The 14927-nt window shown below is 67.9% G+C and carries 14 protein-coding genes; 1 reads left to right on the top strand and 13 read right to left on the bottom strand.

Annotation, left to right across the window (positions count from 1 at the left end):
* Positions 1-82: 82 nt before the first annotated feature.
* The 13 genes from OXR08_RS08670 to OXR08_RS08610 all read right to left on the bottom strand — a co-directional run bounded on the left by OXR08_RS08670 (position 83) and on the right by OXR08_RS08610 (position 11850).
* Positions 83-1408 (bottom strand): sorbosone dehydrogenase family protein, encoded by a 1326-nt coding sequence (locus OXR08_RS08670; RefSeq protein ID WP_267349320.1) that lies wholly within the window; start codon positions 1406-1408, stop codon positions 83-85.
* A gap of 118 nt (positions 1409-1526) precedes the next feature.
* On the bottom strand, positions 1527-3089 hold the full coding sequence (locus tag OXR08_RS08665) for a catalase (protein ID WP_112381219.1): 1563 nt from the start codon (positions 3087-3089) through the stop codon (positions 1527-1529).
* A gap of 138 nt (positions 3090-3227) precedes the next feature.
* The gene (locus tag OXR08_RS08660) at positions 3228-4133 is read right to left on the bottom strand and encodes a hemolysin family protein (protein WP_112381218.1); all 906 of its coding nucleotides are present in this window, start codon (positions 4131-4133) and stop codon (positions 3228-3230) included.
* 11 nt (positions 4134-4144) lie between these two features.
* Positions 4145-4654 (bottom strand): rRNA maturation RNase YbeY, encoded by a 510-nt coding sequence (gene ybeY, locus OXR08_RS08655; RefSeq protein ID WP_112381217.1) that lies wholly within the window; start codon positions 4652-4654, stop codon positions 4145-4147.
* The gene (locus tag OXR08_RS08650) at positions 4651-5649 is read right to left on the bottom strand and encodes a PhoH family protein (RefSeq protein WP_267349319.1); all 999 of its coding nucleotides are present in this window, start codon (positions 5647-5649) and stop codon (positions 4651-4653) included. The genes ybeY and OXR08_RS08650 overlap by 4 nt, the downstream gene beginning before the upstream one ends.
* 86 nt (positions 5650-5735) lie before the next feature.
* Positions 5736-7058: a tRNA (N6-isopentenyl adenosine(37)-C2)-methylthiotransferase MiaB gene (gene miaB, locus OXR08_RS08645; RefSeq protein WP_267349318.1), complete on the bottom strand. Its 1323-nt coding sequence runs from the start codon at positions 7056-7058 to the stop codon at positions 5736-5738.
* A 218-nt stretch (positions 7059-7276) separates the two neighbouring features.
* A complete protein-coding gene (locus tag OXR08_RS08640; RefSeq protein WP_267349317.1) occupies positions 7277-8029 on the bottom strand; it encodes a lysophospholipid acyltransferase family protein in 753 nt (250 codons plus the stop codon).
* Positions 8026-8460 carry a Fur family transcriptional regulator gene (locus tag OXR08_RS08635; protein WP_112381213.1) on the bottom strand — a complete coding sequence of 145 codons (435 nt, stop codon included), beginning with the start codon at positions 8458-8460 and terminating at the stop codon, positions 8026-8028. Before OXR08_RS08635 ends, OXR08_RS08640 begins: the two co-directional genes overlap by 4 nt.
* A gap of 119 nt (positions 8461-8579) precedes the next feature.
* Positions 8580-9053 (bottom strand): GNAT family N-acetyltransferase, encoded by a 474-nt coding sequence (locus tag OXR08_RS08630; RefSeq protein WP_342657651.1) that lies wholly within the window; start codon positions 9051-9053, stop codon positions 8580-8582.
* Entirely contained in the window at positions 9050-9688 is a 639-nt protein-coding gene (tsaB, locus tag OXR08_RS08625) for a tRNA (adenosine(37)-N6)-threonylcarbamoyltransferase complex dimerization subunit type 1 TsaB (RefSeq protein ID WP_267349316.1), read from the bottom strand. The genes OXR08_RS08630 and tsaB overlap by 4 nt, the downstream gene beginning before the upstream one ends.
* 4 nt (positions 9689-9692) lie before the next feature.
* Positions 9693-10283, bottom strand: coding sequence for a malonic semialdehyde reductase (locus tag OXR08_RS08620; protein WP_267349315.1), 591 nt, complete (start codon positions 10281-10283; stop codon positions 9693-9695).
* Complete coding sequence (locus tag OXR08_RS08615) at positions 10283-10855, bottom strand: NifU family protein (protein WP_267349314.1); 573 nt, start codon at positions 10853-10855, stop codon at positions 10283-10285. Before OXR08_RS08615 ends, OXR08_RS08620 begins: the two co-directional genes overlap by 1 nt.
* A 119-nt stretch (positions 10856-10974) precedes the next feature.
* Positions 10975-11850 (bottom strand): aspartyl/asparaginyl beta-hydroxylase domain-containing protein, encoded by an 876-nt coding sequence (locus tag OXR08_RS08610; protein ID WP_267349313.1) that lies wholly within the window; start codon positions 11848-11850, stop codon positions 10975-10977.
* Positions 11851-11989: 139 nt separating this feature from the next.
* On the opposite strand from OXR08_RS08610, the gene OXR08_RS08605 reads away from it, so the two are divergent.
* On the top strand, positions 11990-14905 hold the full coding sequence (locus OXR08_RS08605) for an insulinase family protein (protein WP_267349312.1): 2916 nt from the start codon (positions 11990-11992) through the stop codon (positions 14903-14905).
* Positions 14906-14927 lie beyond the last annotated feature (22 nt).

Below are 14927 nucleotides of genomic sequence, written 5' to 3'. Positions count from 1 at the left end.
AGGTCGTCCATGCCCCCGGCATGGACTGAACAGCGCGGGGCGCTGTTTCCCTGATGCTCCCCGGAGGGGAAAGGGTTTGGATTTATCGGGCGGTGACGCGCCAGATCTTGTTGCCGACATCGTCGGCGACCAGCAGGGCGCCGGTCTTGTCGATGATGACGCCGACCGGGCGGCCCTGTGCATCGCCATCGGCGTTCAGGAAGCCGCCGACGACATCGAACGGCTTGGCGCCCGCCACCGGGAAGCCGTTGGCGCCGAAGGGGATATAGACCACCTTATAACCCGACACCGGCTTGCGGTTCCACGAGCCATGTTCGCCGATGAACACGCCGTTGCCGAAGCGGTTGCCCAGTTTCGCTTCGTTCGCGAAGGTGAGGCCGAGGGCCGCGACATGGGGGCCGAGCGCGTAATCGGGCCGCTTCGAATATTGTTGAAGTTGCGGATAGGCGGGCTCGACGCGGGTGTCGGGATAGCCGCCCCAATAATACCAGGGCCAGCCGAAATGGTCGCCAAACTCGACCTGGGTCAGGTAATCGGGAGCGAGATCGGAGCCGAGCATGTCGCGCTCGTTGACCACGGTCCAGAGCCGGCCATTGGCGGGGTTGAGCGCCATGCCGTTCGGGTTGCGCAGGCCCGCGGCATAGATCCGCCAGTTCTTGTCGGCGGGCCAGACCTGGAGGATGTTGGCGCGGTACTTCTCCGCCTCCATGCCGCCTTCCGCGATATTGCTGGCCGAGCCGACGCTGACGAACAGGGTGCGGCCGTCACCCGACGGGATGACGTTGCGCGCCCAGTGATTGCCGCCGGGGTTCAGCTTGATGACCAGTTCGGGCTTGGCGGTGATGCGGGTCGCACCCTCGGTATAGGGTACACGGACCAGGGCATCGGTGTTGGCGACGTATAGCTGCCCCTCGAACAGCGTCATGCCGAAGGGCGAGTTGAGCCCGGTCATGAAGGCGGTGCGGGTATCGACGCGGCCGTCGCCATTCGCGTCGCGCAACAGGGCGATGCGATTGGCGGAGGGAACGCCGGCACCGGCGCGGCCGAGCAGGACGTTCATCACCTTTTGCACGATGCCGCCGCCCTCGCGCGGCGGCGAGTTCGTCTCGGCCACCAGCACGTCGCCATTGGGCAGGCGGTAGAGCCAGCGGGGATGATCGAGCCCGCCGGCAAACTCCTCGATCCGCAGGCCGGGCGCGACGCTGGGTTTGGCACCCGCCTGCCAGCCGACCGCCTTGGCGACCTTGACCGTGGGAATGGTCTGCTGGCGCGGTGCGGTGATGGTCGGTTGACGGCCGACGACCTGATCGACCGGCAGTTGGGCGGTGTCCGGCCAGGCGAGCCAGGTGACGATGCCGGCCCCGACAAGGAGCAACAGGCCGAGCACGATCAGGATGTGTTTGCGCATGGGCACCTTGCTAGACGCAGCCGCGGCCGAGGGAAAGAGCGGGCGCGTCAATGACAATGGCCGCCGGCGTGGGAGAAACGCCGGCGGCCGATCGGGCCCGTCAGGGAAGCAAAGGGGGTTACTTCACGGGCTCAAACTTGGGTGCCTCCGCCTCGGTATTCTTGTGCGGTTCGGTCACGGCCATGCGATCGACATCCTTGTGCGTCTCGCGGTCCTCCTCGGACTTGTCGAGATGGGCGAGCGCGTTGCGGACGCCCTCGGCATAGGAGGGGTCGACCTTGGCGAAGTGGCCGAGCTGGCGGTCGATGATGAACTGCGGGATGCCATGCATCGCGGCGGCGATGTTTTTGAACAGGCGGCCCTTCTGCTCGTCGTCGAACATGGTGTAGAGCGCGCGCGGCTGGACGAAATCGTCATCGCCGACCGGCTGCTCCCACCGCTTGGCGACGCCGTGCACCTCCAGCGGCGGCTCGTTGTAGCGCGGGTCCTGCACCGGGCCGTCGAAGCTGTTCGGCTCGTAATAGGCATCCGGATTGTTGTTGTCCGCAAAGAAGCGGAGCAGGCCGTCCTTGTGGTAATGCGCGACGGGCGACTTGGGCTGGTTGACCGGCAGCGCCTCGTAATGTGCGCCGAGACGATGACGGTGCGCATCGGCATAGGAGAAGATGCGACCCTGCAGCATCTTGTCCGGCGAGAAGCCGATGCCGCGCACGACGTTGGACGGGCTGAACGCGGCCTGCTCCACCTGGGCGAAGTAGTTTTCCGGGTTCTTGTTCAACTCGATCTCGCCGACCTCGATCAGCGGGAAATCGGCGTGCGGCCAGACCTTGGTCAGGTCGAAGGGGTTGTACGACGTCTCGTTCGCCTGCTCCTGCGTCATGACCTGGACGTACATCGTCCATTTCGGGAAGCGGCCCTCATGGATCGCGCCGTAGAGTTCCTCCTGATAGGATTCGCGGCTCTTGCCGATGATCTCGGCGGCTTCCTCGTTCGTGTAGAATTTGTGGCCCTGCTGGGTCTTGAAGTGGAACTTGCACCAGTAGCGCTCGCCCGCGTCGTTCCAGAACGAGAAGGTGTGGCTGCCATAGCCGTTCATATATTGCGGGCCGATCGGCAGGCCTCGGTCGGACATCAGGATCGTCACCTGATGAACGGACTCAGGGCAGAGCGACCAGAAATCCCACATCGCGGTCGGCGAGCGCAGGTTGGTGCGCGGATGACGCTTCTGGGTGCGGATGAAGTCCGGGAACTTGTACGGATCGCGCACGAAGAAGATCGGCGTGTTGTTGCCGACCAGATCCCAATTGCCTTCCTCGGTGTAGAATTTGAAGGAGAAGCCGCGCACGTCGCGCTCGGCGTCGGCCGCGCCCTGCTCGCCCGCGACGGTGGAGAAGCGCAGGAGCAGATCGGTCTTCTTGCCGACCTCGTTGAACAGCGCGGCGTTGGTGTATTTGGTGACCGCGTCCGAGGTGACGGTCAGCGTGCCGAACGCGCCCCAGCCCTTGGCATGGACGACGCGTTCCGGGATGCGCTCCCGATTCTGGTGCGCCAGCTTCTCGATGAGCTGATAGTCCTGGAGCAGCAGGGGGCCGCGCGGGCCGATGGTGATCGCGTTCTGATTGTCGCCCACCGGCGCGCCGGCGGAAGTGGTGAGCGTCGGGCGCTTCTTGTCGTCTGCCATGGAGTCTCTCCCGGGTTCCGTTCGAATTCTGGAACGGAGAGTGACAGCTTCGGTTCAAGCGGCAAAATGCATTGATTGCCCGTCTGTGATCGACTGCCTGAATTTCGCGACGGATGACATCGGCGGCCCGCCCGCGCGTCAGTCGTCCGTTTCCTCCGGGACCGGCGGGTGGAGGCGCAGGCGGTGGATGCGGCGTTCGTCTGCTTCCAGCACCTCGATCGTCCAGCCGGTGGGGTGCGCGACCAGGGTACCGATGTCGGGCACCTGCCCCGCGATCACCGCGGTGAGGCCGCCAAGCGTGTCGACATCCTCCTCCGCTTCCTCCAGCGCCGGGTCGACCGTGCGGGCGACCTCCGCCAGACCGACGCGGGCGTCGGCATCCCAGGCGCCGCCGTCGAGCGGCACGAGCAGCGCCTGGGGCGCATCGTCATGCTCGTCCTCGATCTCGCCGACGATCTCCTCGATCAGGTCCTCGATGGTGACGAGGCCCTCGGTGCCGGAATATTCGTCGAGCACGACCGCGAGGTGGACGCGCTTCTGGCGCATGTCGGCGAGCAGATCGAGCGCGCCGCGCGACATGGGCACATAGAGCGGATCGCGGATCAGCCCGGCGATGGTCGCGGGATGCTCCGCCCCGGTCGCCAGGATGTTGAACACGTCCTTGATGTGGACCATGCCGATCACCTCATCCAGGCTTTCGCGGTAGACGGGCAGGCGGCTGTGCCCGGCCTCCGCAAAGATCTGAACGAGATGGTCGAAGGTGGTGCGTTCCTCCACCGCGATGATGTCGGCGCGCGGCACGCCGACGTCGCCGGCGTCGCGCTCGCCGAAATGCAGGAGGTTGCGAACCATCTGCCGCTCCAGCGGGGTCAGGTCGCCCTTGGCATCGGGGCCGGGATCGCCCTCGTGCCGGTCGATCGCCTCCTCAAGCTGCTCGCGCAGCGATTCCTCCTGCTGCTCGCCGAAGATCAGCGAGCGCAGGCCGCTCCATATCCCGTTTTCCTGGGAGTCACCGCCGACGGTGCTACTTTGGCCCTCTGACATGGGAAGGTCTTCTAGTCCTCGCGAACGCTGTAAGGGTCGTCGATGCCGAGCGAGGCCAGCGCGTCGCGCTCGATCGCCTCCATCGCCTCTGCCTCGTCGTCGTCCATATGGTCGTAGCCTAGCAGATGAAGCACGCCGTGCACCATCAAATGGGTGGCATGGGTTTCCACCGCGATGCCGCGCTCGGCCGCCTCCGCGACGCAGACGCCGTGCGCCAGGACGATATCGCCGAGCAGCAGCTCGCCATCGTCCGAATTCTGGCTGACGGTTTCGATCAGGTCGGGCTGCACCATCGGGAAGGACAGGACGTTGGTCGGCTTGTCCTTGCCCCGATACTGCTTGTTGAGGTGGTGAACCTCGTCGTCGGAGGTCAGGCGGACGCTGATCTCGACCAGCGCCGGCGTGGTGAGCAGGGGGCCGTGCGGCGTCCGCTCGATCGCGGCACGCGCGGCGCGGGTGGCGAGGCCGTCCCAGTCGGCATGCGCCCACGGCTCCTCACGGGAGAGTTCGATCTGGATCATGCGTCGGGGCCTTCATACGCCTCGACGATGCGACCGACGATCGGGTGGCGGACCACGTCGGCGGCGGTGAAGCGGCTCATCGCGATGCTCTCCAGCCCCTCCAGCCGGCGGACGACATCGGCGAGACCGGATGCGGCGACGCCGCCGGGCAGATCGACCTGGTTGGGATCGCCGCAGATCACCATCCGGCTGTTCTGGCCGAAGCGGGTGAGGAACATCTTCATCTGCGCCGGCGTGGTGTTCTGCGCCTCGTCGAGAATGACGAAGGCGTCGCCGAGCGTGCGACCGCGCATGAAGGCGATCGGCGCGATCTCGATCTCGCCACTGGCGATGCGGCGTTCCACCTGCTCGGCGGGTAGGCAGTCGTAGAGCGCATCGTAGAGCGGGCGCAGATAGGGATCGACCTTCTCCTTCATGTCGCCGGGCAGGAAGCCGAGCCGCTCGCCCGCCTCCACCGCCGGGCGCGACAGGATCAGGCGCTGGACCGAGCCGGTGATGAGCTGTGCCACCGCCTGCGCCACCGCCAGATAGGTCTTGCCCGTGCCCGCCGGCCCGAGCGCGAAGATCATGTCGTTGGACACGAGCTCCTTCATGTAATGCGCCTGGGCGGGGGTGCGGGGCACGATCGTCTTCTTGCGGGTCCGGATCATGATCGGCGGAGGCGAGGACCGCTCCGCCGAGACGATGCCGTCCAGCGTCGGTTCCGCCGCCATCGCGATCGAGGCGTCGACCAGACCGGTATCGACCTCCTCGCCGCGACCGATGCGGGCGTAGAGATCGTTCAGCACATCGCGGGCCATCGCCACCTGTTCGGCGGTGCCCTCCAGCCCGACACGGTTGCCGCGCGCGGTGATGTAGACCCCCAGCCGGTTCTCCAGCGCGACCAGATTGCGATCATATTGGCCGAACAGATGGGCAAGCATCTGCGGCTTTTCGAACACCAGTTCCACCCGGCTGCGTTCACCGGCACGGGCGGGAAGGGGCTTACGGCTCATGCGATCCTTTCTTCGCGGATTGCCGTGAAGATGGTGCGCGAACGGGCGGAGCGCCAGTGGGAAAATCGGTTGCCCACGATGCGCAGTCAGGCCGCCGCGCGCAGCGTCTGCGTGCCGGTCAGCGAATTGGGTCCGGCGGCGCTCAACTGCACCGTCACCACGTCGCCGATGGCGTGGTCGCCGATCAGGTGAACCGACTGCAACCAGGGCGATTTGCCGAGCATCTGGCCGGGCAGCTTGCCACGGCGTTCGATCAGCACGTCGCAGGTGCGCCCGACGCTGGCGAGGTTGAAGGCGTGCTGGTCCCGGTTGAGTGCGGCCTGAAGCCGCTGGAGACGGTCGTCCATCACCTCCGCCTCGACCTGATCGGCCATGTCGGCGGCAGGCGTGCCGGGGCGCGGCGAATATTTGAAGCTGAACGCCTGCGCATAGCCGAGCGCGTCGACGAGGCTGAGCGTGTCGGCAAACTCGGCCTCCGTTTCGCCGGGAAAGCCGACGATGAAGTCGCCGGACAGCGCGATGTCCGGCCGCACCGCGCGGATCCGGTCGATCAGGCGCAGATAGGAGTCGCGGCTGTGCGCGCGGTTCATCGCCTTCAGCACGCGGTCGTTGCCCGCCTGTACCGGCAGATGGAGGAAGGGCATCAGGCTTTCGACATCGCCATGCGCATCGATCAGCCCTTGCGTCATGTCGTTGGGATGGCTGGTGGTGTAGCGGATGCGGTGCAGCCCCTCGATCCGGTCGAGGGTGCGGATCAGGCCGTGCAGGCCGTGATTCTCGGCATCGTTCCACGCGTTGACGTTCTGGCCGAGCAGCGTGATCTCGCGCGCGCCGGCATCGACCAGCGCCTTTGCCTCGTCGACGATCGCGGCGAAGGGGCGGCTGATCTCCGCACCGCGGGTATAGGGCACGACGCAATAGGTGCAGAACTTGTCGCACCCCTCCTGCACGGTCAGGAAGGCCGACGGGCCGACCTTGCGGCGGCCGGGCAGCTTGCCGAACTTGCTGGCGAGCGGCATGTCGGTATCGAGCGCGGCCTCGCCCTTTGCGGCCTTTGCGACGAGTTCGGGGAGGTTGTGGTACGCCTGCGGGCCGACGACGACGTCCACATTCGCGCGGCGGACGATCTCGTCGCCTTCGGCCTGCGCGACGCAGCCGGCGACGGCGATCATCGGGTCGTGACCCTGCTGGCGCGCGTGTTTGCGCAGGCGGCCGATGTCCGAATAGACCTTTTCGGTCGCGCGTTCGCGGATGTGGCAGGTGTTGAGCACGACGAGGTCGGCCGCATTCGCATCATCGGTCGCGGTCAGGCCCTGGGCGGCCATCAGTTCGGCCATGCGCTCGCCGTCATAGACGTTCATCTGGCAGCCGAACGACTTGACGTGGAAGGTCTTCGGATTGGACTTCATGGGCGGGGCCCATAGCAGAGTCGCGCGGCCGGCGGGAGGGGCGGCGCGCGGAAGTGGACACTACGTCCCCCCGTCCGTGTCCACTTACCTTTTTTGCAATCGTGCGGTTGGATGAAGGTGCAAGCGGGGAGGGGCTGTCCCATGGCTGCGATGTAGCAGAATCGCGGATTGTAGGACAGCGTCGTTATCAGGCGGCGGTGGCTGTGCTTCGACTTCGCTCAGCACGAACGGGGCTGGGGGGTGTCGCAATCCCTTGGGGCGGCATCCTCGATCCGGCGGCGGGCCTCGGCGGCGATGGCTTTGCGGCCGGGGTGGTCGGCGGGGTCGAAGGGGGGGCAGAAGGTCAGGGTTGCCGTGAAGCGGCCGGGGCGGCGAAGGACGCGGGCGGCGTTTGTCTGGCCATGTTCGCCATCGGGCCAGGCGAGATCGGCCATGGCCGGGCCATAGTCGATGCGCACGGGCTGGACGCGGATGCCGGGCGGGGCGGGGTCGAGCGCGGCGAAGAGGGCGCGCTTGAAGGGGAGCAATGCCCGGCCGTCGCCGGTGGTGCCTTCGGGAAAGATGGCGAGCGGCTGGCCGCGGGCGAGGGCGTCGCGGATCGCCTGCACCTGGTCCGCAATGCCGAGACGGTCGGCGCGCTCGATAAACAGGGTCCGGTTGAGGCCGCACAGCCAGCCGACCAGCGGCGTGCGGGCGAGCTCGGCCTTGGCGACGAAGCTGGTGCCGGTGGCGCCGGCGAGCAGGGGAATGTCGAGCCAGCTCTGATGATTGGCGACGAACATCACGTCGCGGGTCAGCGGCTGGCCGACGATGCGGGCCCGCGCGCCGGCGATGCGCGCGACGCGGGCCAGAAACCGCCGCGGCCAGGGCGAGGCGCGCCGCCCGCTGCGCCAGGCGCCGTGAAGGGCCAGCGCGCCGGCGAGGCTGGCGGAAAGGCCGGCGACCCGGATCGCCAGCCGGCCCTGCTTCAACGATCCGGCTTCGGCTGGCGATCGAGGCTGACGCCGTAGAGTTCCATGCGGTGATCGACGAGGCGGAAGCCGAGCTTCTCGGCGATCGCCTTTTGCAGCTGTTCGAGTTCGGGATCGACGAATTCGATGACGCGGCCGGTCTCGACATCGATCAGATGGTCGTGATGCGCCTCGGGCGAAGGCTCGTAACGGGCGCGACCGTCGCCAAAATCGTGGCGGTCGAGGATGCCGGCCTCTTCGAACAGGCGCACGGTGCGATAGACGGTGGCGATCGAGATGCCGGGGTCGATCGCGGCGGCGCGCTCATAGACCTTTTCGACATCGGGGTGATCCTCAGCCTCGGACAGCACGCGCGCGATGACGCGCCGCTGCTCGGTGATGCGCAGCCCCTTTTGCGCGCAGAGCGCTTCCAGATCGATTTTGCGGGCCATGCTTCACTACTCCTTGGGACGCGCCATCATATAGGCCCAAAGCGTTTTTGCGAAAAGAGGATAGCGATTCGCAATAAGTGGGACTTTCTGCCCTCTACCCTCCGGGGGGGCTTCCGAAGCTATCCCACCACCCGCGCGTAGGTATGCGCATCATAAGCCACGCCGTCATGGCCCCGGTAATAGCCGCGGCGAATGCCCTGACGCGTGAAGCCGTGACGCTGGTAGAAGGCGATGGCGGGATTGTTCTCGCGCACCTCGAGGTGGAGGTGGGTCACGCCGCGCGCGGCGCAGTCGGTCAGCACACCCTGCATCAGCGCGGTGCCGACGCCGGCGCGGCGATGCGCCGGCGTGACGGCCAGCAGCAGCAGCTCGGCCTCGTCCAGCACGGCGCGGGTGAGGGCGAAGCCGGCGGGGATGTCGTCGACCAGCGCGAAGACCAGGTGGATGCCGGGCATCGCCAGCACGCCCATCGCCTGCGACCGGGTCCATGCCTCGCCCCAGCGGGCCTCGAAGGCGGCGGCCATCAGCGCATCCATCACGCCCACGTCGCGCGCATCGCCGGTGCGCAGCGTAAGGCTGCGCGTCGCCATCATGCAGCGACCCCGAGCGCGGGCCTGGGCGTGGGGGGCTTTGCATCGGGCGCCCGGCCATAGATCGGCCGCGGCGGCAGATCGGCCTGGGCGGGGGGCAGGCGATGCGCCTCGGCCGCGTCGGGCAGCGCCTCGATCACGGGCAGGTCGGGGGCGAGCGTGGTCAGCCGGTGGACGCCGTTGCCGACCGCGGTGCGGCCGGCGAGATCGGCGAGCGCGGCATCGGGCTTGCACGAGGCGGCGGGGGCGAGCGGGGTGAGATCGGCGGCGAAGGGTTGCACGAAGACCTCGCCATGCCCGCCCTCCAGCACGACGCACACCTCCGCCAGATCGTGCGCGGCGAGGGCAGCGGCGGCAACGAGCGCGAGCGACTGAAAGCCCGCGACCGGCACCTGCCAGCCAAAGGCGAGGCCGCGCGCGGCGGCGAGCCCGACGCGGATGCCGGTAAAGCTGCCCGGGCCGCAATCCACCAGGATGCGGTCTGCCCGGCCGCCGCCATTCAGCGCGGCGATCATCGGCACCAGCTTTTCGGCATGACCGCGGCCGACCACGTCATGCGCATGGTCGATCACCCGCCCGTCCTCGATCAGCGCGACCGAGCAGGCGGCGGTGGCGGTCTCGATGACGAGCGTGCGCAAGGGATCAGGCGATGCGGTTGAAGCGGTCGAAGTCCGGCCGCGGGTTGCGCGGGTGGAGCGTCGAGCGATCGCCGTAACCGAGCGTGGAGATCAGGTTGGTACGCACGCCGGGCTGATCCGCGAAAAAGGCCGCATCGACCTGTCCGGCGTCGAAGCCCGACATCGGACCGGTATCCAGCCCCAGCGCGCGGGCGGCCAGGATGAAATAGCCGGCCTGGAGCGAGCTGTTGCGGAAGGCGGACGCCTCGCGCAGTTCCGTGTTGCCGTCGAACCAGCTCTTTGCGTCCACATGCGGATAAAGATCGGGCAGATGTTCGTGGAAGTTCACGTCCATGCCGATGACGACCCCAACGGGCGCCTTGCGGATCTTGGCCGCGTTCGAGTCGCTGGCGCAGGCGGCGAGCCGGTCCTTGGCCTCCTGGCTGGTGCACCAGACGAGGCGGGCGGGAAGCTGGTTGGCGGAGGTGGGGCCGAACTTCATCAGGTCCCAGATCGCGTGCAGCGCCGAGGTTTCGACGGGCGTATCGAGATAATGATTGAAGGTGCGGGCTTCGCGGAACAGCCGGTCGAGCGCGGCGTCGTCGAGCGGCTGCATCAGACGGCCCTCACTTCGGTGACTTCGGGAACATAGTGGCGCAGCAGCTGCTCGATGCCGTTCTTGAGCGTGGCGGACGAAGACGGGCAGCCGGCGCAGGCGCCCTGCATCCGCAGGTATACCTTGCCCTTGTCGAAGCCGCGATAGACGATGTCGCCACCGTCATTGGCCACCGCTGGGCGGACGCGGGTTTCGATCAACTCGCGGATCTGGGCGACGATGTCGGCATCGGCGGGATCGTCGGCAAAGCTTTCTTCCTCGACGGGCACGGCGAAGTCGGCGCTGCCCTGGCGGAAGAGCGGCATGTTGGCGGAAAAATGGTCGAGCAGGATGCCGAGCACGTCGGGCTTCACGTCCGCCCAGGTGATGCCGGGCGCGATGGTCACCGAAACGAAGTCACGGCCGAAAAAGACGCCGGTGACGTCGCCCAGGTCGAAGATCGCCTCGGCCAGCGGGCTGGCGGTGGCCTCTTCGGGAGTGGCGAAATCGCGGGTGCCGGCATCCATCACCGCCCGACCGGGCAGGAACTTCAGCGTCGCGGGGTTCGGCGTGGCTTCGGTTTCGATCAGCATGGGGAGCATGTGGCGCGGCGCGGGGCGAGGATCAAGCGGGTTGGGGGAAAGGGATCGTTTCCGGGGGGATAGCGGGGTGCGTCAAATACTCTACTCCCTGCCGGGGAGAGGGTGTAAGGTTACACGTCCATCTGTTTCACGGCGGCGTTCCAGGTGTCGATGTTGGTGCGCGCTTCCTGGACGAAGGCGGAGCGGCGGACGAAGCCCATGAACAGGTCGGCGAACCATTTGCCCGGCTGGCGCAGGGGGCGTTCGAACTGAATGAGCAGGACGACGCGGGTGCCGTTCGTCTCGTTCCAGACCTCATGCTGGTAGGTATCGTCGAAGACCAGCGTCTCGCCTTCCGCCCAGCGGACGATGCGGTCGTGGACACGCATCCGCACATCGCCGTCGCGCGGCACGATCAGGCCGAGATGACAGGTGATCAGCCCCTTGGTGACGCCGCGGTGATCGGGGATGTGGGTGCCGGGCGCGAGGATCGAGAAGAAGGCCGAGTTGAGGCCGGGGATGGAGGCGACGACCTGGGCGGTACGCGGGCAGCGCGCCAGATTGTCCGCAATCGGATAGCTGTAGCCCCACAGGAAAAAGGAGCGCCACTTGTTCACCTCCGCGATCGAGCGGTGGTCGGGCGAGATGGTGGCGAGGCTGGGGCTGGCCTGCCCCTGGAGTGCGACGGAGACCGCCTCGTCGCGGATCGCCTGCCAGTTGTCGCGCAGGGCGGCGGTCCAGGCGAAGTCGCGGGTGTCGAGGACGGGATCGTTCGAGACGAGCGAGGACGACCCGATCAGCCGGTCGAACACGCCGCGGATCTGCTTGCCGAAGCGGATGATGAAGGGGCGGCCGCGTTCGGCCCGCATCGGGGCGCCGGGTTGCGGCGCGCCCGAGATCGAGCCGAGATCGGGGGTGACGGCGCGGCCACGGGGTGCGTCGTCCGCGTTCCGCCATAAAAGACGGTCCTGTCCAACTTTTACCTCAACGCCCATCGGATCAACCACTTGTCTGTTGTTGCCGTGCCGTGGCCGGCCAGTATCGGCGCCCTAGTCGCGCTATGGGTCGAAATGATGGCGGGATCGGGCAAGGATGCGGCGGGCGTGGCTGGCGGAGGGGGCCGCGAGCGGGTACAGGGTGGTGCCTATGGCGTTTCCTTCGCGCGCATATCGCGCTCCCGTCCTTCTCTTCCTCGGGCTGGGACTGGCCGGCCTGGCGCCGGTGTCCGGGCAGCAGACACCGGCCCCGCAGGCCGCCCCCGTCGCGCCGGTGCAGCAACCGGCACCCGCCGCGGTGCCGCCGATCCCCGGCGTCGACCAGACCCCCTGGCTCTACAAGGGATCGGACCTGCCGCAGGACAAGGCCTGGGCCTTCGGCACGCTGCCCAACGGCTTGCGCTACGCGGTGCGCAAGAACGGAGTGCCGCCGGGGCAGGTGGCGGTCCGGGTGCGGATCGATGCCGGGTCGTTGAACGAGCGGGATTCGGAACGCGGTTTCGCGCACTTCATCGAGCATCTGAGCTTCCGCGGATCGGAATATGTGCCCGATGGCGAGGCCAAGCGCATCTGGCAGCGGTTCGGCGCGACGTTCGGATCGGATTCGAATGCGTCGACCACGCCCACCCAGACCGTCTACAAGCTGGACCTGCCGGGCGCGACCGAGGCGGGGCTGGACGAAAGCCTGAAGATCCTGTCGGGCATGATGGAAAAGCCTGCGCTGACCGATGCGGCGCTGGCCGCGGAACGCCCGGTGGTGCTGGCCGAGCGGCGCGAGCAGCTGGGGCCGCAGGTGCGCTGGTCCGACAAGCTGCGCGAAACCTTCTTTGCCGGGCAACCGCTCAGCCAGCGCTCGCCGATCGGGCAGGTGGAGACGTTGCAGGCGGCGACCGCGGCCAGCGTGCGCGCGTTCCACGACCGCTGGTATCGGCCCGAGCGGGCGGTGGTCATCATCTCCGGCGACATGGACCCGGCGGTGTTCGCGCGGCTGATCGCCAAGAATTTCGCCGACTGGAAGGGGGTGGGCGAGAAGCCGGTGGACCCCGATTTCGGCACGCCACAGGCGGATCAGCCGCCATCGGCATCGATCGCCGAGCCGGGCCTGCCGCCGGTGGTGGTGATGGGCGTGATGCGGCCATGGCGGTATCAGGACGACACGATCATCTTCAACCAGAAGCGGCTGGTCGACATGCTGGCCACGCGGCTGATCAGCCGGCGGCTGGAGACGCGCGCGCGGGCCGGGGGCAGCTTCCTGCAGGCGGGGGTCAGCCTGGACGACGTGTCGCGATCGGCGAACCTGACCGCGGTGAACATCGTGCCGGTGGGCGACGACTGGGAGGCGGCGCTGAAGGACGTGCGCGCGGTGATCGCCGATGCCATGGCGACCGCGCCGGGGCAGGCCGAGGTCGACCGCGAACTGGCCGATTTCGACACCATCATGCGCACCCAGGTGGAGACGGCGCGGGTGGAGGCCGGCGCGCGGCAGGCCGACGACATGGTCGAAGCGCTCGACATCCGCGAAACGGTGACGGGGCCGGAGACGTCCTACGCGATCCTGAGGGACGCGATCGCCAAGAAGATGTTCACGCCGGAAACGCTGCTCGCCTCCACCCGCAAGATCTTCCAGGGGGATGCGACGCGGGCGCTGGTCAACACGCGGAGCCCCGATCCGGGCGTTGCGACGAAGCTGGCGGCGGCGTTGAAGGCGGACGTGTCCGCGCTGGCGGGCAAGCGGCGGCAACAGGCCAACGTCACCTTTGCGCAACTGCCCAGGCTGGGAACGCCAGGCAAGGTCGTCTCGCGACAGGCGATCCCGGCGCTGGACATGGAACAGGTGGTGTTCGCCAATGGCGTGCGCCTGCTGCTGTTCCCCAACGCGTCGGAAACGGGGCGCGTCTATCTGCGGGCCCGGTTCGGGCAGGGCTATAATGCGCTGCCCGCGAACCGCGAGAGTCCGATCTGGGCGGCGGACCTGGCGTTGATGGCGGGCGGTATCGGCAAGCTGGACCAGGGCGACCTGGACCAGTTGAGCGCCGGACGCCGGCTGGGGCTGGACTTCGGCATCGAGAATGACGCGTTCGCGCTGGGGGCGATCACCTCGCCGAGCGATTATGCCGACAATCTGCAACTGATGGCGGCCAAGCTGGCGGCGCCCGCCTGGGACCCGGCACCCCTGACCCGCGCCAAGGCCGTGGTGCGCGCGGCCTATGCCGGGTTCAGCGCCTCGCCCGACGGGGTGATCAGCCGCGATCTGGAGCGGTTGCTGCACGACGGCGATCCGCGCTGGGGAACGCCCACGCCCGAGGTGGTGGCGGGGACGACGCCCGCCGCGTTCAAGGCGCTGTGGGCGCCGCTGCTCGCCTCCGGCCCGATCGAGGTGTCGGTGTTCGGGGACGTGAAGGCGGACGAGGCGATCGCGGCGGTGGGCCGGACGTTCGGCGCGCTGAAGCCGCGTCCGGCGGCGAGCGGGGCGGCGCCGGCGATCCGGTTTCCGGCGCATGTCGCGGCGCCCGTCGTCAGGACGCATGACGGGGCGGCGGACCAGGCGGCGGCGGTGATCGCGTGGCCGACGGGCGGCGGGAGCGCGGACTGGCGCGACCGGACGCGGCTCGACGTGCTGGCGCAGGTGTTCTCCGACCGGCTGTTCGACCGGCTGCGCTCGGAGGCGGGGGCGAGCTATACGCCGCAGGTGGCGAGTCAGTGGCCGATCGGCCTGTCGGGCGGCGGGCGGATGATCGCGATCGGGCAGGTGGCGCCGGACAAGGTGGACTTCTTCTTCACCCTGGCGCGCGAGATCGCCGCCGACCTGGTGGCGAACCCGATCGGGGCGGACGAGTTGCAGCGCATCAAGCGGCCGATGGGGCAATTCATCCTGCGCGCATCCTCGGGCAACCAGTTTTGGTTGCAGCAGCTGGGCGGCGCCTCGTTCGATCCCAAGCGGGTGGAGGCGACGCAGCAGCTGGCGCAGGATTTCGTATCGATCGATCCGGCGCAGTTGCAGGCGGTTGCGGTGAAATATCTGCGGCCGGAGCGGGACTGGACGTTGAAGGTGGTGCCGAAGGGGTGAGGCTTGGCGCCCTCTCCCCGGA

It is taken from the genome of Sphingomonas sp. GM_Shp_2, assembly GCF_026540875.1.
Taxonomy (GTDB): domain Bacteria; phylum Pseudomonadota; class Alphaproteobacteria; order Sphingomonadales; family Sphingomonadaceae; genus Sphingomonas; species Sphingomonas carotinifaciens.
Note: the sequence above shows the minus strand (reverse complement) of the source record. Positions and strands in the feature narration are given on the sequence as shown.

Bases quoted from the DNA above. Each gene is read 5' to 3' on its own strand.
- ybeY (WP_112381217.1), bottom strand. From the start codon at position 4,654: ATGATCCAGATCGAACTCTCCCGTGAGGAGCCGTGGGCGCATGCCGAC.
- OXR08_RS08605 (WP_267349312.1), top strand. From the start codon at position 11,990: ATGGCGTTTCCTTCGCGCGCATATCGCGCTCCCGTCCTTCTCTTCCTC.
- OXR08_RS08650 (WP_267349319.1), bottom strand. From the start codon at position 5,649: ATGAGCCGTAAGCCCCTTCCCGCCCGTGCCGGTGAACGCAGCCGGGTG.
- OXR08_RS08660 (WP_112381218.1), bottom strand. From the start codon at position 4,133: ATGTCAGAGGGCCAAAGTAGCACCGTCGGCGGTGACTCCCAGGAAAAC.
- OXR08_RS08665 (WP_112381219.1), bottom strand. From the start codon at position 3,089: ATGGCAGACGACAAGAAGCGCCCGACGCTCACCACTTCCGCCGGCGCG.
- OXR08_RS08635 (WP_112381213.1), bottom strand. From the start codon at position 8,460: ATGGCCCGCAAAATCGATCTGGAAGCGCTCTGCGCGCAAAAGGGGCTG.
- OXR08_RS08620 (WP_267349315.1), bottom strand. From the start codon at position 10,283: ATGCAGCCGCTCGACGACGCCGCGCTCGACCGGCTGTTCCGCGAAGCC.
- OXR08_RS08615 (WP_267349314.1), bottom strand. From the start codon at position 10,855: ATGCTGATCGAAACCGAAGCCACGCCGAACCCCGCGACGCTGAAGTTC.
- miaB (WP_267349318.1), bottom strand. From the start codon at position 7,058: ATGAAGTCCAATCCGAAGACCTTCCACGTCAAGTCGTTCGGCTGCCAG.
- OXR08_RS08670 (WP_267349320.1), bottom strand. From the start codon at position 1,408: ATGCGCAAACACATCCTGATCGTGCTCGGCCTGTTGCTCCTTGTCGGG.
- OXR08_RS08630 (WP_342657651.1), bottom strand. From the start codon at position 9,053: ATGATGGCGACGCGCAGCCTTACGCTGCGCACCGGCGATGCGCGCGAC.